Origin of the sequence: Enterobacter sp. Acro-832, assembly GCF_011752745.1 — a bacterium.
Taxonomy (GTDB): domain Bacteria; phylum Pseudomonadota; class Gammaproteobacteria; order Enterobacterales; family Enterobacteriaceae; genus Enterobacter; species Enterobacter quasiroggenkampii.
The window spans coordinates 893,793-914,572 of the sequence record NZ_VWWX01000001.1 but is presented as its reverse complement, the minus strand read 5'-3'; the positions used below and the strand labels follow the sequence as shown (position 1 = coordinate 914,572).

Genomic DNA, 20,780 nt, shown 5'->3' with positions numbered 1-20,780 from the left:
TTTATGTTTCTTAGCGTCATTACTGTCGCTTTTCGTAATTACGAAGGGGTGGTAAAAACCTGGCGCTCGCTGCGCAACCTGGCGCGCGATCCAAGCCTCACCTTCGAGTGGATTGTGGTCGACGGCGGCTCGAACGATGGCACGGCGGAGTTTCTGGAAAAACTCAACGGTGAGTTCAACTTACGTTACATCAGCGAGAAAGATAAAGGCATTTACGATGCGATGAACAAAGGCATCAATATGGCGCAGGGCCGTTATGCCATCTTTCTGAATTCGGGTGATATTTTCCATGATGACGTGGCGCTGTTTGCCCGTCAGCTGGCGCGCCAGAAAGAGGACGCCATGTATATTGGCGATGCGCTGCTCGATTTTGGCGACGGACATAAAGTGTGCCGCAGCGCGAAGCCGGGCTGGTATATCTATCACAGTTTACCCGCCAGCCATCAGGCTATTTTCTTTCCGGTAAAAGGCCTGAAAAAACAGCCTTACGATTTGCAGTATAAAGTGTCTTCCGATTATGCGCTGGCCGCCAGTCTCTATAAGTCAGGTTACCCGTTCCGCCGAATTAAAGGGCTGGTATCTGAATTTTCAATGGGTGGTGTGTCAACCTCGAATAATCTGGAACTGTGCCAGGATGCCAAAAATGTGCAGCGTAAAATATTACGCGTGCCGGGGTTCTGGGCGGAATTATCTTATTTTTTACGCGTGCGCACCACGAGTAAAACGAAAGCCTTATATAACAAAGCCTGAATATAAGGAAACGTAATGCAGAATCTGAAGGGTTTCTCCGTACCGAAAGGTTTTCGGGGGGCGGGCGGTATTAAAGTGCAGTTATGGTGGGCCGTTCAGGCCACCTTATTTGCCTGGTCACCACAAATACTGTACCGCTGGCGAGCATTTTTATTGCGTCTGTTTGGCGCAAAAATAGGAAAAAACGTAGTCATTCGGCCTTCGGTGAAAATTACCTACCCCTGGAAATTAACGCTTGGGGATTACGCCTGGGTAGGGGATGACGCGGTGTTATATACCCTGGGCGAGATTACGATTGGCGCAAATTCGGTGGTTTCACAGAAATGTTATTTGTGCACCGGCAGCCATGACTTTATGAGTCAGCATTTTGATATTACCGCTTCGCCTATTGTAATTGGCGAAAAATGCTGGCTGGCAACGGATGTTTTTGTTGCACCGGGTGTTTCTGTTGGCGATGGCACGGTCGTTGGTGCCCGCAGCAGCGTTTTTAAATCGCTACCGGCAAATAAAGTTTGCCGTGGCAACCCCGCAGTGGTGATACGCGAACGCGTTGAAACTGATTAAATTCATAAGTAGAGGAATATAAACATGTCTAAAGTCGCTCTCATCACCGGCGTTACCGGGCAGGATGGTTCTTACCTGGCAGAGTTACTGCTGGAAAAAGGTTATGAAGTACACGGTATTAAACGTCGTGCGTCTTCTTTCAACACCGAACGTGTCGATCATATTTACCAGGATCCTCACGCGGCGAACCCGAAATTCCACCTGCACTACGGCGACCTGACCGATACCTCCAACCTGACCCGTATCCTGCAGGAAGTGCAGCCGGATGAAGTCTACAACCTGGGCGCGATGAGCCACGTTGCGGTCTCCTTCGAGTCTCCGGAATACACCGCTGACGTGGACGCCATGGGTACGCTGCGTCTGCTGGAAGCGATTCGCTTCCTCGGCCTTGAGAAGAAAACCCGTTTCTACCAGGCATCCACCTCTGAGCTGTACGGTCTGGTGCAGGAAATTCCACAGAAAGAGACCACGCCATTCTATCCGCGCTCTCCGTACGCAGTAGCGAAACTGTACGCTTACTGGATCACCGTGAACTACCGTGAATCCTACGGCATGTACGCCTGTAACGGCATTCTGTTCAACCACGAATCTCCACGTCGCGGCGAAACCTTCGTGACCCGCAAAATCACCCGCGCTATCGCCAACATCGCGCAGGGTCTGGAATCGTGCCTGCACCTCGGCAACATGGACTCCCTGCGTGACTGGGGCCATGCCAAAGACTACGTGAAAATGCAGTGGATGATGCTGCAGCAGGAACAGCCAGAAGACTTCGTGATCGCCACCGGCGTGCAGTACTCCGTTCGTCAGTTCGTTGAAATGGCTGCCGCGCAGCTGGGCATCAAGCTGCGCTTCGAAGGCACCGGCGTGGAAGAGAAGGGCATCGTGGTTTCCGTGACCGGCCATGACGCACCGGGTGTGAAGCCAGGCGACGTGATTGTGCAGGTTGACCCGCGCTACTTCCGTCCTGCTGAAGTGGAAACCCTGCTGGGCGACCCAACCAAAGCGCACGAGAAGCTGGGCTGGAAACCAGAAACCACTCTGCAGGAGATGGTTTCCGAGATGGTAGCCAAAGATCTTGAAGCAGCGAAAAAACACTCCCTGCTCAAGTCTCATGGCTACGAGGTTGCCATCGCGCTGGAGTCCTGAGAATGACAAAACAACGTATTTTTGTCGCCGGTCATCGCGGAATGGTGGGTTCCGCGATTGTTCGCCAGCTCGAACAGCGTGGTGACGTTGAGGTAGTTGTCCGCACGCGCGACGAGCTTAACCTGCTCGACAGCCGTTCGGTACAGGACTTCTTTGCTAACGAACGCATTGACCAGGTGTATCTGGCGGCGGCGAAGGTGGGCGGCATTGTTGCCAACAACACCTACCCGGCGGATTTCATCTACGAAAACATGATGATTGAGAGCAACATCATTCACGCGGCGCATCTGCACAACGTGAACAAGCTGCTGTTCCTCGGCTCATCCTGTATTTACCCGAAAATGGCGAAACAGCCGATCGCCGAAAGCGAGCTGCTGCAGGGCCGGCTTGAAGCGACCAACGAGCCGTACGCCATTGCCAAGATTGCCGGTATCAAGCTGTGCGAGTCCTACAACCGTCAGTACAACCGCGACTATCGCTCGGTGATGCCGACCAACCTGTACGGACCGCACGACAACTTCCATCCGAGCAACTCGCACGTGATCCCGGCGCTGCTGCGTCGTTTCCACGAGGCAACCGCCGAGAACGCGCCGGATGTGGTGGTGTGGGGCAGCGGTACGCCGATGCGTGAATTCCTGCACGTGGACGACATGGCTGCGGCCAGCATTCACGTGATGGAGCTGGATCGCGAAGTGTGGCAGGAGAACACCGAGCCGATGCTGTCGCACATCAACGTGGGCACCGGCGTGGACTGCACCATTCGCGAGCTGGCGCAGACCATCGCGCAGGTGGTGGGCTACAAAGGCCGCGTGGTGTTTGATGCCACGAAACCGGACGGCACGCCGCGCAAACTGCTGGACGTGACCCGTCTGCATCAGCTGGGTTGGTATCACGAGGTGTCACTGGAGCAGGGGCTGGCAAGCACCTATCAGTGGTTCCTGGAAAACCAGCACCGCTTCCGGGGGTAATGATGTTTTTAAGTCAGGAAGATTTTGCCACGGTGGTGCGTTCCACTCCGCTCATCTCGATTGATTTGATCGTGGAGAACGAACGCGGCGAGTTCTTGCTGGGGAAACGAACCAACCGTCCTGCGCAGGGCTTCTGGTTCGTGCCCGGTGGGCGCGTGCAAAAGGATGAGACGCTTACCGATGCGTTTGAGCGTCTCACTCTGGCGGAACTGGGTCTGCAGCTGCCGATGGCAGCGGGCCAGTTTTACGGGGTCTGGCAGCACTTCTATGACGATAACTTTTCAGGCACCGGGTTCACCACGCACTACATCGTGCTGGGGTTCCGCCTGAAGGTGAGTGAGGCAGACCTGCGTCTGCCTGATTCTCAGCACGATGACTACCGCTGGCAGACGCCAGAGGCGCTGCTGGCGAGCGACAATGTGCATGACAACAGTCGCGCCTATTTCCTCGCTGAACGTCAGTCCGGGGTGCCGGGCTTATGAAGATCCTCGTATACGGAATCAACTACTCGCCGGAGCTGACCGGTATCGGGAAATACACCGGCGAGATGGTCGAGTGGATGGCGAGCCAGGGACATGACGTGCGGGTCATTACCGCGCCGCCGTACTACCCGGAATGGAAAGTGGGGGAGCGCTACTCAAGCTGGCGCTACCGTCGCGAAGAGGGTGCAGCGACCGTCTGGCGCTGCCCGCTGTATGTGCCTAAGCAGCCCTCAACGCTTAAACGGTTGATTCATCTCGGCAGCTTTGCTCTGAGTAGTTTCTTCCCGCTGATGGCGCAGCGTCGCTGGAAGCCGGATCGCATCATCGGCGTGGTGCCGACGCTGTTTTGCACGCCGGGCATGCGTCTGCTGGGCAAACTCTCCGGCGCGCGCACCCTGCTGCACATTCAGGATTATGAAGTTGACGCCATGCTGGGCCTGGGGATGGCAGGCAAAAGCAAAGGCGGCAAGGTCGCGAAGCTCGCCAGCGCGTTTGAGCGCAGTGGCTTACACAACGTGGATTACGTCTCAACGATCTCGCGCTCGATGATGAACAAGGCGCAGGAGAAAGGCGTCCCGGCGGAGAAGGTGATCTTCTTCCCGAACTGGTCCGAAGTGGCGCGTTTTCGCGACGTGACTGAGCAAGATGCTCAGGCGCTGCGCGCGCAGCTCGGTTTGCCTGAAGATCAAAAAATCATTCTTTACTCAGGCAACATCGGCGAAAAGCAGGGGCTGGAGAGCGTGATCGAGGCGGCTCAACTGCTGAACGAACATCCATGGATGTTTGTGATTGTCGGGCAGGGTGGTGGAAAAGCGCGGCTGGAAAAAATGGTCAGCGAACGCGGCCTGACCAACGTGAAATTCTTCCCGCTTCAGTCTTACGAGGCATTGCCTGCGCTGCTGAAGATGGGCGACTGCCATCTGGTGGTGCAAAAACGCGGCGCGGCGGATGCGGTGCTGCCGTCCAAGCTGACCAACATTCTGGCAGTGGGCGGTAACGCGGTGATTACGGCCGAAGCCGAAACTGAATTAGGCCAGCTGTGTGACAGCTATCCGGGGATTGCCGTGTGCGTAGAGCCGGAATCGGTCCCGGCGCTGGTCACCGGCATTGAACAGGCACTTGCCATGCCAAAAATGAACACGGTGGCACGTGAATATGCCGAACGCACGCTCGAGAAAGAGAACGTGCTGAGCCAATTTATTGCAGATATACGGGGATAAATCATGAGTCAAACCACTTTGTATCCGGTTGTGATGGCTGGTGGCTCTGGTAGCCGGTTGTGGCCGCTGTCCCGCGTGCTCTATCCAAAACAGTTCCTCTGCCTGAAAGGGGATCTCACCATGCTGCAGACGACGGTAAACCGTCTCCACGGCGTGGAGTGTGAAAGCCCGGTGGTGATCTGTAACGAACAGCACCGCTTTATCGTTGCCGAGCAGCTGCGCCAGCTGAACAAACTCACAGAAAATATCATCCTGGAGCCTGCCGGACGCAATACCGCACCGGCTATCGCCCTGGCGGCGCTGGCAGCAAAACGCAGCAGCCCGGACTGTGACCCGTTGATGCTGGTGCTGGCGGCAGACCATGTGATCCAGCAGGAAGAGGCCTTCCGCGACGCGGTGCGTGCGGCCATTCCTTACGCTGAGAGCGGCAAGCTGGTGACATTCGGTATCGTGCCGGATCTGCCGGAAACCGGCTACGGCTACATCTGTCGCGGCAACGTGACGCCGGGTGAAGGCGACAGCGTGGCGTTTGACGTGGCGCAGTTCGTTGAAAAACCGAATCTGGAAACCGCGCAGGCGTATGTCGCCAGCGGGGAATATTACTGGAACAGTGGGATGTTCCTGTTCCGCGCCGGACGCTATCTGGAAGAGCTGAGCAAATATCGTCCGGATATTCTGCAAGCCTGCGAGAAAGCGATGGCGGTGGTGGACCCGGATCTCGACTTTATCCGCGTGGATGAAGAAGCCTTCCTCGCCTGTCCGGAAGAGTCCATTGACTATGCGGTGATGGAGCGTACGGCAGATGCCGTTGTGGTGCCGATGGATGCGGGCTGGAGCGATGTCGGCTCCTGGTCCTCCCTGTGGGAGATCAGCGCCCATACCCCGGAGGGTAACGTCCATCACGGTGATGTCATTAGCCACAAAACGGAAAACAGCTACGTCTACGCCGAGTCTGGCCTGGTCACCACGGTCGGGGTGAAAGATCTGGTGGTGGTCCAGACCAAAGACGCCGTGCTGATTGCCGACCGTAACGCCGTGCAGGACGTTAAAAAAGTGGTGGAGAAGATCAAGGCGGATGGCCGTCACGAGCACCACATTCATCGCGAAGTCTACCGTCCGTGGGGGAAATATGACTCCATTGACGCAGGCGACCGTTATCAGGTGAAACGCATCACCGTGAAGCCGGGCGAGGGGCTGTCGGTGCAGATGCACCATCACCGCGCCGAGCACTGGGTGGTGGTCGCGGGTACCGCCAAAGTCACGATCGACGGTGAAGTCAAACTGCTGGGTGAAAACGAGTCCATTTATATTCCGCTGGGGGCGACGCACTGTCTGGAGAACCCGGGGAAAATTCCTCTCGATTTAATTGAGGTGCGCTCCGGTTCGTATCTGGAAGAGGACGATATCGTGCGATTCCAGGACCGCTACGGACGGGTGTAGCCCTCAGTATCATGCCCGGTGGCGCTGCGCTTACCGGGCCTACGAATGACAAAAAAATCAATTTGGCCATTGAGTGGTCAGGACCGACTGTTGCCTGAAAAAGGGGTCATCATGGAAAAATTAACCTGTTTTAAAGCCTACGATATTCGCGGCAAGCTGGGCGAAGAGCTGAATGAAGACATTGCGTGGCGCATTGGTCGTGCGTACGGCGAATACTTAAAACCGCAGACCATCGTGCTGGGCGGCGACGTGCGTCTGACCAGCGAATCCCTGAAGCTGGCTCTGGCGAAAGGGCTGCAGGATGCGGGCGTGGACGTGCTGGACATCGGTCTTGCCGGAACCGAAGAGATTTACTTTGCCACCTTCCACCTGGGGGTGGACGGCGGTATTGAAGTGACGGCCAGCCACAACCCGATGGACTACAACGGCATGAAGCTGGTGCGCAAGGGCGCCCGCCCGATCAGCGGCGACACCGGCCTGCGCGACGTGCAGCGCCTGGCGGAAGCCAACGATTTCCCGCCGGTGAACGAGGCGAAGCGCGGCAGCTACAAAAAAATCAACCTGCAGAAAGAGTACATCGACCACCTGCTGGGCTACATCAACGTGGCGAACCTGAAGCCGCTGAAGCTGGTGATTAACTCCGGTAACGGCGCGGCCGGCCCGGTTGTCGATGCCCTTGAAGCGCGCTTTAAGGCACTGAACGTGCCGGTGACCTTCGTGAAAGTGCATAACACCCCGGACGGGAACTTCCCGAACGGTATTCCTAACCCGCTGTTGCCGGAGTGCCGCGACGACACGCGTAACGCGGTGATTGAGCACGGCGCGGACATGGGCATCGCCTTTGACGGTGATTTCGACCGCTGCTTCCTGTTCGACGAGAAAGGGCAGTTCATCGAGGGCTACTACATTGTCGGCCTGCTGGCGGAAGCGTTCCTTGAGAAAAACCCGGGCGCGAAAATCATTCATGACCCGCGTCTGTCCTGGAACACCGTCGACGTGGTGTCTGCCGCAGGCGGCACGCCGGTGATGTCCAAAACCGGCCACGCCTTCATCAAGGAGCGCATGCGCGAAGAAGACGCCATCTACGGCGGCGAGATGAGCGCCCACCACTACTTCCGGGACTTTGCCTACTGCGACAGCGGAATGATCCCGTGGCTGCTGGTCACCGAGCTGCTGTGCCTGAAGGGGCAGACCCTGGGAGAGCTGGTGCGCGACCGTATGGCGGCGTTCCCGGCGAGCGGGGAGATCAACAGCAAGCTGGCGCAGCCGGCCGAGGCGATTGCCCGCGTGGAGCAGCACTTTGCCATTCACGCGCTGGAAATTGACCGTACCGACGGCATCAGCATGGCGTTCCCGCAGTGGCGCTTTAACCTGCGCTCGTCCAACACCGAGCCGGTGGTGCGCCTGAACGTGGAGTCCCGTGCGGACACCGCGCTGATGGAAGCCCGAACGAAGGACATTCTGGCGCTGTTGAATCAGTAATAACTGCCCCTCCCGGTGGGAGGGGGAACCGAATACAGGAACAACGATGACGAATCTAAAAAAACGCGAACGAGCGAGAACGAATGCATCGTTAATCTCTATGGTGCAGCGTTTTTCTGATATCACCATCATGGTCGGTGGATTGTGGGCGGTGTGTCGGATCAGCGGGCTGCCGTTCTTATATATGCATCTTCTGATGGCCCTGATTGCGCTGGTCGTGTTTCAGATGATCGGCGGAATGACCGATTTCTACCGCTCGTGGCGCGGCGTCAAAATGACCACCGAACTGATGCTGTTGCTGCAGAACTGGACCCTGAGCCTGATCTTCAGCGCAGGCCTGGTGGCGTTCAGCCATGATTTTGATAATCGCCTCGTGACCTATCTCTGCTGGTATCTGTTAAGCAGCGTCGGCATGGTAGTGTGCCGCTCCCTGATCCGCTTTGGCGCAGGCTGGCTGCGCAACCGTGGCTATAATCGTCGCTTCGTGGCGGTAGCAGGCGATCTGCCCGTCGGCAGGGTGCTGCTCGACAGCTTCCGCAAAGAGCCGTGGTTAGGCTTTGAAGTGGTCGGGATTTATCACGACGCGAAGCCTGGCGGCGTGCCTGCCGACTGGGCGGGCAACTACGAACAGCTGATTGACGATGCGAAGGCCGGCAAAATTCACAACGTCTACATCGCCATGCAGATGAAAGACGACTCCCGCATTAAGCAGCTGATGCGCGAACTGGCGGATACGACCTGTTCAGTGCTCCTGATCCCGGACGTGTTTACCTTTAACATCCTTCATTCGCGTATTGAAGAGGTGAACGGCGTGCCGGTCGTACCGCTGTACGACACGCCGCTGTCTGGTATTAACCGCGTGCTGAAGCGTCTGGAAGATATCGTGCTCTCTTCGCTGATTCTTCTGCTCATCTCTCCGGTGCTGTGCTGCATTGCCCTCGCGGTGAAGCTGAGCTCACCAGGACCGGTTATCTTCCGTCAGACCCGCTACGGCATGGACGGTAAGCCGATTATGGTGTGGAAATTCCGCTCCATGAAGGTGATGGAGAACGACAAGGTCGTGACCCAGGCCACGCAGAACGATCCGCGCGTCACCCGCGTCGGGAACTTCCTGCGCCGCACCTCGCTGGATGAACTGCCACAGTTTATCAACGTCTTTACCGGCGGGATGTCGATTGTTGGCCCGCGTCCGCACGCGGTGGCGCATAACGAGCAGTACCGCTCGCTGATTGAAGGCTACATGTTGCGCCATAAGGTGAAGCCGGGCATCACCGGCTGGGCGCAAATCAACGGCTGGCGCGGCGAAACCGACACGCTGGAAAAAATGGAAAAACGCATCGAGTTCGATCTGGAGTACATCCGCGAGTGGAGCCTCTGGTTCGATATCAAGATTGTTTTTCTGACTATCTTCAAAGGTTTCGTGAACAAAGCGGCGTACTAAGATGAGCTTACGTGAAAAAACCATCAGCGGCGCCAAGTGGTCAGCGATGGCGACCATCGTCATCATTGGCCTCGGCCTGGTGCAGATGACGGTGCTGGCGCGCATTATCGATAATCACCAGTTCGGCCTGCTGACCGTCTCGCTGGTGATCATCGCGCTGGCCGATACGCTGTCTGACTTTGGTATCGCCAACTCGATTATCCAGCGCAAAGAGATCAGCCATCTTGAGCTGACCACGCTCTACTGGCTGAACGTGGGGCTGGGGATTTTCGTGTTTGTGCTGGTGTTCCTGCTGAGCGACACCATCGCCAGCGTGCTGCACAACCCGGATCTCGCCCCGCTGATGCGCACGCTGTCGTTTGCGTTCGTGGTAATCCCCCACGGGCAGCAGTTCCGCGCGCTGATGCAGAAAGAGCTGGAGTTCAATAAGATCGGCATGATCGAGACCAGCGCCGTGCTGGCGGGCTTTACCTTTACCGTCGTGAGCGCCCATTTTTGGCCGCTGGCGATGACCGCCATCCTCGGTTACCTGGTGAACTCTGCCGTGCGTACGCTGCTGTTCGGCTACTTTGGGCGTAAAATTTACCGTCCGGGACTGCATTTCTCTCTTGCGTCCGTCTCGTCCAACCTGCGCTTTGGCGCGTGGCTGACGGCGGACAGCATTATCAACTACGTGAACACCAACCTCTCGACGCTGGTGCTGGCACGTATTCTCGGTGCGAGCGTGGCGGGGGGCTACAACCTGGCCTACAACGTCGCGGTGGTGCCGCCGATGAAGCTGAATCCGATTATCACCCGCGTGCTGTTCCCGGCGTTTGCCAAGATTCAGGACGACACCGAAAAGCTGCGCGTTAACTTTTACAAGCTGCTTTCGGTGGTGGGGATTATCAACTTCCCAGTGCTGCTGGGGCTGATGGTGGTGTCCAGCAACTTCGTGCCGCTGGTGTTTGGCGAGAAGTGGAACGGTATTATCCCGATCCTTCAGCTGCTATGCGTGGTAGGGCTGCTGCGCTCCGTGGGGAACCCGATTGGGTCCCTGCTGATGGCAAAAGCGCGCGTGGACATCAGCTTTAAATTCAACGTGTTCAAAACCTTCCTGTTTATTCCGGCAATTATCGTCGGCGGGCACATGGCGGGCGCCATTGGCGTGACGCTGGGCTTCCTGCTGGTGCAGATCGTCAATACCGTCCTGAGCTACTTCATCATGATTAAACCGGTGCTGGGCTCCAGCTATCGTCAATACATCCTGAGCCTGTGGCTGCCGTTCTATCTCTCATTGCCGACCCTGGCGGTGAGCTACGGTCTGGGTGCGATCCTCAGCGGCCATCTCCCGCTGGCCGCGCTGCTGGCGGTGCAGGTTGCCGCGGGGGCGCTGGCCTTCGTCGTGATGATCGTACTTTCTCGCAATGCGCTGGTCGTTGAGATGAAGCGCCAGTTTTGCCGTAACGAAAAAATGAAAACGCTGCTTCGCGCAGGCTAGTTCTTTAAGAGGCCATTATGAAATTATTAATTCTTGGCAACCATACCTGCGGCAACCGTGGCGACAGCGCCATCCTGCGCGGTTTACTGGATGCGATTAACACCCTTAAGCCTGAGACCGAAGTGGACGTGATGAGCCGTTATCCGGTCAGCTCATCCTGGTTACTGAACCGCCCGGTGATGGGCGACCCGCTTTACAGCCAGATGAAACAGCACAACAACGCCGCGGGCGTGATGGGCCGCGTGAAAAAAGTGCTGCGTCGTCGCTACCAGCATCAGGTGCTGCTTTCCCGGGTGACCGATACCGGCAAGCTGCGCAACATCGCCATCGCGCAGGGCTTCACTGACTTTGTTCGTCTGCTGTCCGGCTATGACGCCATTATCCAGGTCGGCGGTTCATTCTTCGTCGATCTCTACGGCGTGCCGCAGTTTGAGCATGCGCTCTGCACGTTCATGGCGAAAAAGCCGCTGTTTATGATTGGCCACAGCGTGGGGCCTTTCCAGGATCCGCAGTTTAACCAGCTCGCAAACTATGTCTTCGGCCACTGCGACGCGCTGATCCTGCGCGAGTCGGTCAGCCTTGAGATGATGAAGCGCAGCGAGATTGACACGTCAAAAGTTGAGCACGGCGTGGATACCGCCTGGCTGGTGGATCACCAGGACGACAGCTTCCAGCCGAGCTACGCGGTGCAGCACTGGCTCGACGTGGCGGCGAAACAGAAAACCGTCGCCATTACCCTGCGCGAGCTGGCGCCCTTCGATAAACGTTTAGGCACGACCCAGGCGGCGTATGAGCAAGCGTTCGCCGACGTGGTGAACCGCGTGCTGGACAGCGGGTACCAGGTGCTGGCGCTGTCCACCTGTACCGGCATCGACAGCTACAACAAAGATGACCGCATGGTGGCGCTGAACCTGCGCAACCTGGTCAATGACCCGTCACGTTATCACGTGGTGATGGATGAACTGAACGACCTGGAGATGGGCAAGCTGCTCTCCGCCTGCGATCTGACGGTGGGCACCCGTCTGCACTCGGCCATTATCTCTATGAACTTTGGCACGCCGGCCATTGCCATTAACTATGAGCACAAGTCCGCCGGGATTATGCAGCAGCTCGGTATGCCGGAAATGGCGGTGGATATTCGTCACCTGCTGGACGGATCGCTCGGCGCCATGGTGGGGGACACGCTTGGCCAACTGCCTGCTATCAATGAACGTCTGGCGGTGGCGGTGAAAGCCGAGCGCGAGAAGGGCATTGGAATGGTGAAATCGGTACTCGATCGCGTACGGGAGGGGAAATGAAGGTTGGTTTCTTCTTACTGAAATTTCCACTGTCGTCCGAAACGTTTGTTCTGAACCAAATCACCGCGTTTATCGATATGGGATATGACGTGGAGATTATCGCCCTGCAAAAGGGCGATACCCAAAATACCCATGCGGCGTATACCCAGTATGGGCTGGAGGCAAAAACCCGCTGGCTGCAGGATGAGCCGTTCGGGAAGCTGAGTAAGTTGCGCCACCGCGCCAGCCAGACCTTACGTGGGATCCATCGCGCGTCGACGTGGCGGGCGCTGAATGTCTCCCGCTATGGATCAGAATCACGCAATCTGATCCTGTCGGCCATCTGCGGGCAAACGGCGCAGCCGTATCGTGCCGACGTGTTTATCGCCCACTTTGGCCCGGCAGGCGTCACCGCCGCGAAGCTGCGCGAACTGGGCGTAATTGACGGTAAAATTGCGACCATTTTCCACGGTATCGACATCTCCAGCCGCGAAGTGCTGAACCACTACACGCCGGAATACCAGCAGCTTTTCCGGCGTGGCGACATGATGCTGCCGATCAGCGAACTGTGGGCCGGACGCCTGAAAAACATGGGCTGCCCGGGAGAGAAAATTGCCGTTTCGCGCATGGGCGTGGATTTAACGCGCTTTACCCGCCGTCCGGTGAAAGTGCCGGGTAAACCGCTGCAGATCATCTCCGTCGCGCGTCTGACCGAGAAGAAAGGGCTGCATGTGGCGATTGAAGCCTGCCGCCAGCTGAAAGCGCGTGGAGTGGATTTCCACTACCGCATTCTCGGAATTGGGCCATGGGAGCGTCGTCTGCGCACGCTGATCGAACAGTATCAACTGGAAGATGTCGTAGAGATGCCGGGCTTCAAGCCGAGCCACGAGGTCAAGGCCATGCTTGATGAGGCAGATGTGTTCTTGTTGCCTTCCGTAACGGGGGCCGATGGCGATATGGAAGGCATTCCGGTGGCGCTGATGGAGGCAATGGCCGTGGGTATACCGGTGGTCTCTACCCTGCACAGCGGGATCCCGGAGCTGATTAAGTCTGACCATTCCGGCTGGCTGGTGCCCGAGAATAACGCCATGGCGCTCGCCGATCGGTTAGCTGCCTTCAGCGATATCGACCAGCAGGCGCTGGAGCCCGTGCTGCACAATGCCCGACAAAAAGTTGAAGCCGATTTTAACCAGCAGGTGATTAACCGTCAGTTAGCCAGCCTGCTGCAAACGTTGTAACGCCGAGGATGTATGCTGAAAAAGATTACCCGACGCACCTTTGTCTCGTCTCTGTCCGTTCTGGCGGCTACGCCGTTGCTGTCGTCCCGCATTGCGCAGGCGGCGAGTGGAAGAACGGTCTCTGTTAAACAGTACGATAACAACGACTGGATCGCGGCCTTTAAGCAGGCGTTTAATGATGGGGACACGGTCGTTGTCCCTGCCGGGTTGACCTGTGAAAACATCAACACGGGTATTTTCATTCCCGACGGTAAAACGCTGCTGATCCGCGGAGCGTTAACCGGCAATGGCCGCGGCCGCTTTGTTCTGCAGGAAGGCAGCAAAGTGATAGGGGAAGGCGAGGGACGGACAGAGAATATCACTCTCGATGTACGTGGCTCCGACTGCGTAATTAAAGGGCTGGCCATGAGCGGTTTTGGCCCTGTAGCGCAGATCTACATCGGCGGTAAGAAACCCAGCGTGATGCGCAATTTGCTGATTGATAACATCAGCGTGAGTCAGGCCAACTACGCTATCCTGCGCCAGGGTTTCCACAACCAGGTGGACGGCGCTCGCATCACCAACAGCAAATTTAGCCATCTGCAGGGCGATGCGATCGAGTGGAACGTCGCTATCAACGATCGCAATATCCTGATTTCCGACCATGTCATCGATAACATCAACTGCACCAACGGCAAGATCAACTGGGGCATCGGCATTGGCCTCGCCGGCAGCACCTATGACAATGACTACCCGGAAAAGCAAACCGTTAAGAACTTCGTGGTGGCCAACATCACCGGCAGCAACTGTCGCCAGCTGGTGCACGTGGAAAACGGGAAACACTTTGTTATCCGCAATATTAAGGCCAAAAATATCACCCCTGACTTCAGTAAAAAGGCAGGAATAGACAACGCCACGGTGGCCATTTATGGCTGTGATAATTTCATTATTGATAATGTCGACATGGTCAACAGTGCGGGAATGTTAATCGGCTATGGGGTCATAAAAGGCGATTATTTGTCCATCCCGCAGAACTTCAAGCTCAATAATATTCACCTCGATAACCGCCAGCTTGCGTATAAATTGCGCGGAATACAGATTTCATCCGGTAACGCGACCTCGTTTGTGGCGATAACCAACGTGGATATGCAGCGTGCTACGCTTGAATTACACAACAAGCCGCAGCATCTTTTTTTACGCAATATCAATGTTATGCAGGAAGCTGCCGTGGGGCCTGCCCTGAAGATTAACTTCGACCTGCGCAAGGATGTGCGAGGAAAATTCATGGCGAAAGACGAGACGCTGCTGTCGCTGGCGAACATAAAAGCCGTTAATGAGAAGGGGCAAAGCTCGGTGGATATTGACCGGGTCGACCAGCAGGTAGTGAATGTGGAAAGGCTGAACTTTGCGCTTCCGCACAGATAATCGATAATAATTTGTTTTAAGACTATTCCTGGCATAAAAGCGCGATCGAATCAGATTACAACTACTGAAATATGTAATGCTAAGGCGTAACATTGCTTCAGGATTACGGCAAATCATGCTGGCGAAAACAGGTTTTAGAGCTATAATTCGTCAACCATTTTAAGGTGGAAGAAATAATGATTAATTTGAAAGCAGTCATTCCGGTAGCAGGCCTGGGCATGCATATGCTGCCAGCCACAAAAGCCATTCCTAAAGAGATGCTGCCGATCGTCGATAAGCCAATGATTCAGTACATTGTCGACGAGATTGTTGCTGCAGGGATCAAAGAAATCGTCCTGGTTACGCACTCGTCCAAGAATGCGGTAGAAAACCACTTCGACACCTCTTACGAACTCGAAGCGTTGCTTGAGCAGCGCGTTAAGCGTCAGCTGCTGGCGGAAGTGCAGTCTATTTGTCCGCCGGGCGTGACCATCATGAACGTGCGTCAGGCGCAGCCGCTGGGTCTGGGACACTCTATTCTTTGTGCCCGTCCGGTTGTGGGTGACAACCCCTTCATCGTTGTGCTGCCGGATATCATTATTGATAACGCGTCTGCCGATCCGCTGCGCTATAACCTGGCGGCAATGGTGGCACGTTTCAACGAAACGGGCCGTAGCCAGGTGCTGGCGAAGCGCATGAAAGGCGACCTCTCCGAGTACTCCGTAATTCAGACCAAAGAAGCGCTGGAGACGGAAGGGCAGGTTAGCCGCATCGTTGAGTTCATCGAAAAACCGGATCAGCCGCAGACGCTGGATTCTGACCTGATGGCGGTGGGCCGTTATGTTCTGAACGCGGATATCTGGGCCGAGCTGGAAAAAACTGAGCCAGGCGCCTGGGACCGTATTCAGCTCACCGACGCGATTGCTGAGCTGGCGAAGAAGCAGTCTGTCGATGCGATGCTGATGACCGGTGAGAGCTATGACTGCGGTAAGAAGATGGGGTATATGCAGGCGTTTGTGAACTATGGACTGCGCAACCTGAAGGAAGGGGCGAAGTTCCGCCAGAGGATTGAGAAACTTCTCACACATTAAGGCGTCAAATCGGACGTTTCGAACGGAACAAGAAGCAGGTAGCTGAGGGTGATTCAGAGCTGTTCGCAGCTTAGGCAATTATTCTCACTGCCTTTTTTTTTCATTAAAATCAAGGTGTAAATCTAGTCAGACGCTCACAAACATCCTTATTTAGCGGTAAGATTTCTCCTTGTTTTCGATGGCATTTAAGGGGAGAATAGCCGATTAGCATTTCGTGCGGCCCCCCCTCTAAAACAGACCCCTGCAGAGGCTGGTGGGCTAAAAGCACTGTCTTTCTTTTTCAGTATACTGGTAGCTGTAGAGCCAGGGGCGGTAGCGTGGTTATATTTTCTGCGCTGTGCAGTTCGGCCCTATGTATTAAGTTTGAATCTAAACATTACGACGCAATACGGAATAGTCTTGTGAAAATACTCGTCACTGGTGGTGCAGGTTTTATTGGATCTGCTGTAGTTCGTTATATCATTAATAATACACAAGATTTTGTGGTTAACGTAGATAAGTTGACCTACGCTGGTAACCTCGAATCGTTGGTAGGCATTGCAAATGATCCGCGTTATGCATTCGAACGAGCAGACATCTGTGATGGAAATGCCATGGCGCGTATTTTTGCTGAGCACCAACCTGATGCTGTCATGCATCTTGCTGCAGAAAGTCATGTAGATCGTTCAATCACTGGTCCGGCGGCATTTATCGAAACCAATATAATTGGTACCTATGTTCTGCTTGAAGCGGCACGTAAGTACTGGTTACAACTTGATGATGCCCGCAAAATTGCGTTCCGTTTCCACCATATCTCAACCGACGAAGTGTATGGTGATTTGCCGCATCCTGATGAGGTACCAACCGGAAGCTCTCTTCCGCTGTTTACTGAGACAACACCTTATTCCCCCAGCAGTCCTTATTCCTCTTCGAAAGCATCCAGTGACCATTTAGTGCGCGCATGGCGGCGAACCTATGGATTACCTACTCTGGTTACTAACTGCTCAAATAACTACGGTCCTTATCATTTCCCGGAAAAACTGATCCCACTTATCATCCTCAACGCACTGGCAGGCAAACCGCTTCCGGTGTACGGTAACGGCGAGCAGATTCGCGACTGGCTGTTTGTTGAAGATCATGCGCGTGCGTTATACAAAGTGGTAACTGAAGGTAGTGTGGGCGAAACCTACAATATCGGTGGTCACAATGAGCGTAAAAATATTGAAGTCGTGAAGACAATCTGCACCATTCTGGATGAAATTATTGCCGATAAGCCTGCAGGCATTAATCACTTCGCCGATCTTATTACCTATGTAACCGACCGTCCGGGACATGACCTGCGCTACGCCATTGATGCCAGCAAAATTAAAAACGATCTGGGATGGGTGCCTCAGGAAACCTTTGAGTCAGGTATCCGTAAAACAGTCGAGTGGTATTTGAAAAACGAAAGCTGGTGGAAGCGCGTAATGGATGGCTCCTATGCAGGCGAACGTCTGGGACTGGCGGAATAATAAAGGGAAATATTATGAAAGGTATTGTACTTGCTGGTGGTTCCGGAACCCGTCTCTATCCGATTACGCAAGGTGTATCTAAACAGTTGCTTCCTGTTTATGATAAGCCAATGATTTTCTACCCAATTTCCGTACTGATGCTGGCAGGTATCCGTGAGATTTTGGTCATTACCACCCCGGAAGATATGCCTTCGTTCAAACGCCTGTTAGGCGATGGCTCGCAATTTGGGATTAGCTTATCTTACGCGGTTCAGCCATCCCCGGATGGCCTGGCGCAGGCATTTATTATTGGTGAACATTTTATTAATAATGAACCATGTGCCCTTGTACTTGGTGATAATATTTACTTCGGTCAAAGCTTTGGTAAAAAACTGGAAACTGCCGCACAGCTCTTAGGTGGTGCCATGGTATTTGGGTACCAGGTCCAGGATCCAGAACGTTTCGGTGTTGTAGAGTTTGATGAAAACTACAAAGCACTTTCAATCGAAGAGAAACCAGTAAAACCAAAATCAAATTGGGCTGTGACAGGACTTTATTTTTACGATAAGCATGTTGTGGAAATGGCCAAGCAGGTTAAACCTTCTGAAAGAGGGGAACTCGAGATCACAACCCTCAATCAGATGTATCTGCAACAAGGTAACCTGCAAGTAGAGTTGTTAGGGAGGGGGTTTGCCTGGCTTGATACTGGCACACATGACAGCCTCGTGGAAGCTTCTCAGTTTATTCATACAATAGAAAAACGTCAGGGAATGAAAGTGGCTTGTCTAGAGGAAATTGCATTCCGTAAAGGTTGGCTTTCACGTGAAAAGCTTCTGGAACAGGCAAATAAAATGGCTAAAAACGATTATGGACGATATTTGAGAATGCTCATTAATGAAGAATTTTGATCGGGCGTTTATGGAACAGAAAATGAAAATTTTATTGATTGGGAAGAATGGGCAGGTTGGTTGGGAACTTCAACGTTCGCTATGTTTTCTGGGCGAGCTGATAGCAATTGATTATTTTGATAATGAGCTTTGTGGAGATCTGACAAATCTCTCAGGAATAGCAGAAACGATTCGCCGAGTTCAACCGGATGTTGTCGTCAATGCTGCAGCTCATACTGCAGTAGATAAAGCAGAGAGCGACGTTGGATTAGCCCAGTCTTTGAACGCCGATGCAGTTGATATAATTGCTAAAGAAACGGCAAATATTAATGCACTGTTAGTTCATTACTCCACAGATTATGTTTTTGATGGAAGTGGTTCGCATTTTCGATGTGAGGAGGAAATGACTGGACCATTAAATGTTTATGGAGAAACGAAATTATCAGGTGAACTGGCCATTATCAATAATAACCCTAGGCATCTGATTTTTCGAACAAGTTGGGTTTACGCAACACGTGGTGCAAACTTTATAAAAACAATGCTGCGTCTAGCTGCTGAAAAAGAAGAACTTTCAATTATCAACGATCAGTTTGGGGCTCCTACAGGAGCTGAACTCATTGCGGATTGTACGTCATTAGCTATCCACAAAGTTATGTCAGAAAATGCCAACTATGGAATTTATCATTTGGTCGCAAGCGGTGAAACCACATGGTACCATTTTGCAAATTTTATTTTTGAAACAGCTGAATATAATGGCGAAAGTTTAAATGTTAAAAAGGTTAACGGTGTACCAACTTCTTCATACGTTACTCCTGCGAAAAGGCCATTAAACTCACGTCTTTGCAACCGTAAGTTTGAGCAGGTATTCAATGTATCATTACCGGACTGGAAGACAGGTGTTGTGCGTGTAGTAAAAGAAACTCTTGGAAAATAATTCGAGTGTATATATGAATATTATTAAAACAGAAATTCCCGATGTAATGATTATCGAACCTAAAGTATTTGGTGATGCTAGAGGTTACTTTTTTGAAAGCTTCAATAAGAAAATTTTTGATGAAGCTGTTGGTTACAATATTGATTTTGTTCAGGATAACCATTCCCAATCACAGCGCGGCGTCTTGCGAGGCTTACACTATCAACTTGAACCGAATGCACAAGGTAAACTGGTGCGTTGCATTGAAGGGGAAGTTTTTGATGTTGCAGTTGATATACGCAAGAACTCTCCAACATTTGGAAAGTGGGTCGGAGTTATCTTGAGTGAAGATAACAAAAAGCAATTGTGGATCCCTGAAGGTTTTGCTCATGGATTCTTAACATTAAGTGAAAAAGCACAGTTTGTTTATAAAACTACCAGTTATTATAGTCCAACTTCTGAAAGAAGCATCATCTGGAATGATTCTGATATTGGTATTAAATGGCCATTAGTAGATAATATTCAGCTTTCTCAAAAAGATGCTTGTGCCGTAACGTTAAATAAAGCAGATATTTATTGTTGATAATGACACAACAGCCGAAGGTTACCATTTTACTTTGCACGTATAATGGACAAGAATTTTTACAAAAACAACTGGATTCAATAATAAACCAGACCTATACACACTGGGATATTTACGTTTCTGACGATGGTTCCAGCGACAGAACAATAGAAATTCTGAGGCATTACCAGAAAAAATTAGGAAAAAACCGTTTTGTCATACTAGATGGACCCGGCCAGGGTTTTGCAAGAAACTTTCTTTCCTTAATATACAACCACTGTATTTTTTCTGATTACTATGCTTTTTGCGATCAGGATGATATTTGGAATTCGGATAAATTAGAAAGAAGTCTATCGGTCCTCAGTAGTAAGTCACAGACTCCTGCATTATACTGCTCGAGAACTGAGTTGATCGATGAACAAGATATTACCATTGGTTATTCATACAATTTCAATAAAGCTGCCACGCTTAAAAATGCGCTAATCCAAAGCATTGCTGGCGGTAATACCATGCTGATAAATCATGCTGCAAGAACAATTATAACTAAGGTTCCTGAAAGTATACTAGTTCCATCACATGATTGGTGGATATATCAATGTGTCTGTGCATGTGGTGGTTACGTGTACTATGATTCAACTTCGACAGTAAAATATCGACAACATTCAGGAAATATAGTTGGTGCTAACAGGTTACTGTCAGCAAGAATATTAAGATTTAAATTACTTTTTTCTGGTAGTTTACGGCCAAGCATAGATAAAAATATTTTACTTTTGAAGGCATTAAATGGGCATCTCACAGAAGAAAGCAAAATACTAATTGATAAATTTAGCTATATAAGAACGGCATCTTTTATTAGCAGAATGGTAAATGCTCATAATGTTGGATTGTACAGACAAAGTGTTTTAGAAAGTATTGCTTTTTATGTGGCGCTGTTATTAAAAAAAATATAGTATTTTTATGAGCAATTGTGTTTTTTGATGTGGTGCT

The 20,780-nt window shown here is 52.7% G+C and carries 19 protein-coding genes; all 19 read left to right on the top strand.

Annotated elements, in window-relative coordinates; all coding sequences use genetic code 11:
• Positions 1-3: 3 nt before the first annotated feature.
• Positions 4-750 (top strand): colanic acid biosynthesis glycosyltransferase WcaE, encoded by a 747-nt coding sequence (gene wcaE / locus F3J31_RS04260; protein WP_008499420.1) that lies wholly within the window; start codon positions 4-6, stop codon positions 748-750.
• Positions 751-765: 15 nt separating this feature from the next.
• Entirely contained in the window at positions 766-1,314 is a 549-nt protein-coding gene (gene wcaF, locus F3J31_RS04255) for a colanic acid biosynthesis acetyltransferase WcaF (protein ID WP_167211524.1), read from the top strand.
• Between the two features lie 24 nt (positions 1,315-1,338).
• Positions 1,339-2,460, top strand: a complete 1,122-nt coding sequence (gmd, locus tag F3J31_RS04250; RefSeq protein ID WP_003863514.1) for a GDP-mannose 4,6-dehydratase — start codon at positions 1,339-1,341, stop codon at positions 2,458-2,460.
• A 2-nt stretch (positions 2,461-2,462) separates the two neighbouring features.
• Positions 2,463-3,428, top strand: a complete 966-nt coding sequence (locus tag F3J31_RS04245; RefSeq protein ID WP_167211521.1) for a GDP-L-fucose synthase — start codon at positions 2,463-2,465, stop codon at positions 3,426-3,428.
• Positions 3,429-3,430: 2 nt separating this feature from the next.
• A complete protein-coding gene (locus F3J31_RS04240; protein ID WP_045418617.1) occupies positions 3,431-3,910 on the top strand; it encodes a GDP-mannose mannosyl hydrolase in 480 nt (159 codons plus the stop codon).
• Positions 3,907-5,130, top strand: a complete 1,224-nt coding sequence (wcaI, locus tag F3J31_RS04235; protein WP_048028326.1) for a colanic acid biosynthesis fucosyltransferase WcaI — start codon at positions 3,907-3,909, stop codon at positions 5,128-5,130. The genes F3J31_RS04240 and wcaI overlap by 4 nt, the downstream gene beginning before the upstream one ends.
• Positions 5,131-5,133: 3 nt before the next feature.
• Positions 5,134-6,570: a mannose-1-phosphate guanyltransferase gene (gene cpsB / locus F3J31_RS04230; protein ID WP_167211518.1), complete on the top strand. Its 1,437-nt coding sequence runs from the start codon at positions 5,134-5,136 to the stop codon at positions 6,568-6,570.
• A gap of 111 nt (positions 6,571-6,681) precedes the next feature.
• Positions 6,682-8,052, top strand: coding sequence for a colanic acid biosynthesis phosphomannomutase CpsG (cpsG, locus tag F3J31_RS04225; RefSeq protein WP_167211515.1), 1,371 nt, complete (start codon positions 6,682-6,684; stop codon positions 8,050-8,052).
• A gap of 46 nt (positions 8,053-8,098) precedes the next feature.
• Positions 8,099-9,493 (top strand): undecaprenyl-phosphate glucose phosphotransferase, encoded by a 1,395-nt coding sequence (gene wcaJ, locus F3J31_RS04220; RefSeq protein WP_048030843.1) that lies wholly within the window; start codon positions 8,099-8,101, stop codon positions 9,491-9,493.
• 1 nt (position 9,494) lies between these two features.
• On the top strand, positions 9,495-10,973 hold the full coding sequence (gene wzxC / locus F3J31_RS04215) for a colanic acid undecaprenyl disphosphate flippase WzxC (protein WP_032646471.1): 1,479 nt from the start codon (positions 9,495-9,497) through the stop codon (positions 10,971-10,973).
• 17 nt (positions 10,974-10,990) lie between these two features.
• Positions 10,991-12,271, top strand: coding sequence for a colanic acid biosynthesis pyruvyl transferase WcaK (gene wcaK, locus F3J31_RS04210; RefSeq protein WP_045908618.1), 1,281 nt, complete (start codon positions 10,991-10,993; stop codon positions 12,269-12,271).
• Positions 12,268-13,488 (top strand): colanic acid biosynthesis glycosyltransferase WcaL, encoded by a 1,221-nt coding sequence (wcaL, locus tag F3J31_RS04205; protein ID WP_167211512.1) that lies wholly within the window; start codon positions 12,268-12,270, stop codon positions 13,486-13,488. Before wcaK ends, wcaL begins: the two co-directional genes overlap by 4 nt.
• A 12-nt stretch (positions 13,489-13,500) precedes the next feature.
• A complete protein-coding gene (gene wcaM, locus F3J31_RS04200; protein ID WP_167211509.1) occupies positions 13,501-14,892 on the top strand; it encodes a colanic acid biosynthesis protein WcaM in 1,392 nt (463 codons plus the stop codon).
• 176 nt (positions 14,893-15,068) lie between these two features.
• Positions 15,069-15,962: a GalU regulator GalF gene (gene galF, locus F3J31_RS04195; RefSeq protein ID WP_167211507.1), complete on the top strand. Its 894-nt coding sequence runs from the start codon at positions 15,069-15,071 to the stop codon at positions 15,960-15,962.
• Positions 15,963-16,363: 401 nt separating this feature from the next.
• Positions 16,364-17,452: a dTDP-glucose 4,6-dehydratase gene (gene rfbB, locus F3J31_RS04190; RefSeq protein ID WP_167211504.1), complete on the top strand. Its 1,089-nt coding sequence runs from the start codon at positions 16,364-16,366 to the stop codon at positions 17,450-17,452.
• 14 nt (positions 17,453-17,466) lie between these two features.
• On the top strand, positions 17,467-18,339 hold the full coding sequence (rfbA, locus tag F3J31_RS04185; protein WP_167211501.1) for a glucose-1-phosphate thymidylyltransferase RfbA: 873 nt from the start codon (positions 17,467-17,469) through the stop codon (positions 18,337-18,339).
• Positions 18,340-18,361: 22 nt separating this feature from the next.
• On the top strand, positions 18,362-19,252 hold the full coding sequence (gene rfbD, locus F3J31_RS04180; RefSeq protein WP_167212032.1) for a dTDP-4-dehydrorhamnose reductase: 891 nt from the start codon (positions 18,362-18,364) through the stop codon (positions 19,250-19,252).
• Positions 19,253-19,265: 13 nt separating this feature from the next.
• Positions 19,266-19,814, top strand: a complete 549-nt coding sequence (rfbC, locus tag F3J31_RS04175) for a dTDP-4-dehydrorhamnose 3,5-epimerase (protein ID WP_167211498.1) — start codon at positions 19,266-19,268, stop codon at positions 19,812-19,814.
• A gap of 2 nt (positions 19,815-19,816) precedes the next feature.
• Positions 19,817-20,743, top strand: coding sequence for a glycosyltransferase family 2 protein (locus F3J31_RS04170; RefSeq protein ID WP_167211495.1), 927 nt, complete (start codon positions 19,817-19,819; stop codon positions 20,741-20,743).
• The last annotated feature ends 37 nt before the right edge of the window (positions 20,744-20,780 follow it).

Coding starts and splice junctions, on each gene's coding strand:
- cpsB (WP_167211518.1), top strand. CDS start 5,134: ATGAGTCAAACCACTTTGTATCCGGTTGTGATGGCTGGTGGCTCTGGT.
- rfbD (WP_167212032.1), top strand. CDS start 18,362: ATGAAAATTTTATTGATTGGGAAGAATGGGCAGGTTGGTTGGGAACTT.
- rfbA (WP_167211501.1), top strand. CDS start 17,467: ATGAAAGGTATTGTACTTGCTGGTGGTTCCGGAACCCGTCTCTATCCG.
- rfbC (WP_167211498.1), top strand. CDS start 19,266: ATGAATATTATTAAAACAGAAATTCCCGATGTAATGATTATCGAACCT.
- wcaK (WP_045908618.1), top strand. CDS start 10,991: ATGAAATTATTAATTCTTGGCAACCATACCTGCGGCAACCGTGGCGAC.
- wcaI (WP_048028326.1), top strand. CDS start 3,907: ATGAAGATCCTCGTATACGGAATCAACTACTCGCCGGAGCTGACCGGT.
- wcaJ (WP_048030843.1), top strand. CDS start 8,099: ATGACGAATCTAAAAAAACGCGAACGAGCGAGAACGAATGCATCGTTA.
- cpsG (WP_167211515.1), top strand. CDS start 6,682: ATGGAAAAATTAACCTGTTTTAAAGCCTACGATATTCGCGGCAAGCTG.
- wzxC (WP_032646471.1), top strand. CDS start 9,495: ATGAGCTTACGTGAAAAAACCATCAGCGGCGCCAAGTGGTCAGCGATG.
- F3J31_RS04240 (WP_045418617.1), top strand. CDS start 3,431: ATGTTTTTAAGTCAGGAAGATTTTGCCACGGTGGTGCGTTCCACTCCG.
- wcaF (WP_167211524.1), top strand. CDS start 766: ATGCAGAATCTGAAGGGTTTCTCCGTACCGAAAGGTTTTCGGGGGGCG.
- wcaE (WP_008499420.1), top strand. CDS start 4: ATGTTTCTTAGCGTCATTACTGTCGCTTTTCGTAATTACGAAGGGGTG.
- galF (WP_167211507.1), top strand. CDS start 15,069: ATGATTAATTTGAAAGCAGTCATTCCGGTAGCAGGCCTGGGCATGCAT.
- F3J31_RS04245 (WP_167211521.1), top strand. CDS start 2,463: ATGACAAAACAACGTATTTTTGTCGCCGGTCATCGCGGAATGGTGGGT.
- wcaL (WP_167211512.1), top strand. CDS start 12,268: ATGAAGGTTGGTTTCTTCTTACTGAAATTTCCACTGTCGTCCGAAACG.
- F3J31_RS04170 (WP_167211495.1), top strand. CDS start 19,817: ATGACACAACAGCCGAAGGTTACCATTTTACTTTGCACGTATAATGGA.
- gmd (WP_003863514.1), top strand. CDS start 1,339: ATGTCTAAAGTCGCTCTCATCACCGGCGTTACCGGGCAGGATGGTTCT.
- wcaM (WP_167211509.1), top strand. CDS start 13,501: ATGCTGAAAAAGATTACCCGACGCACCTTTGTCTCGTCTCTGTCCGTT.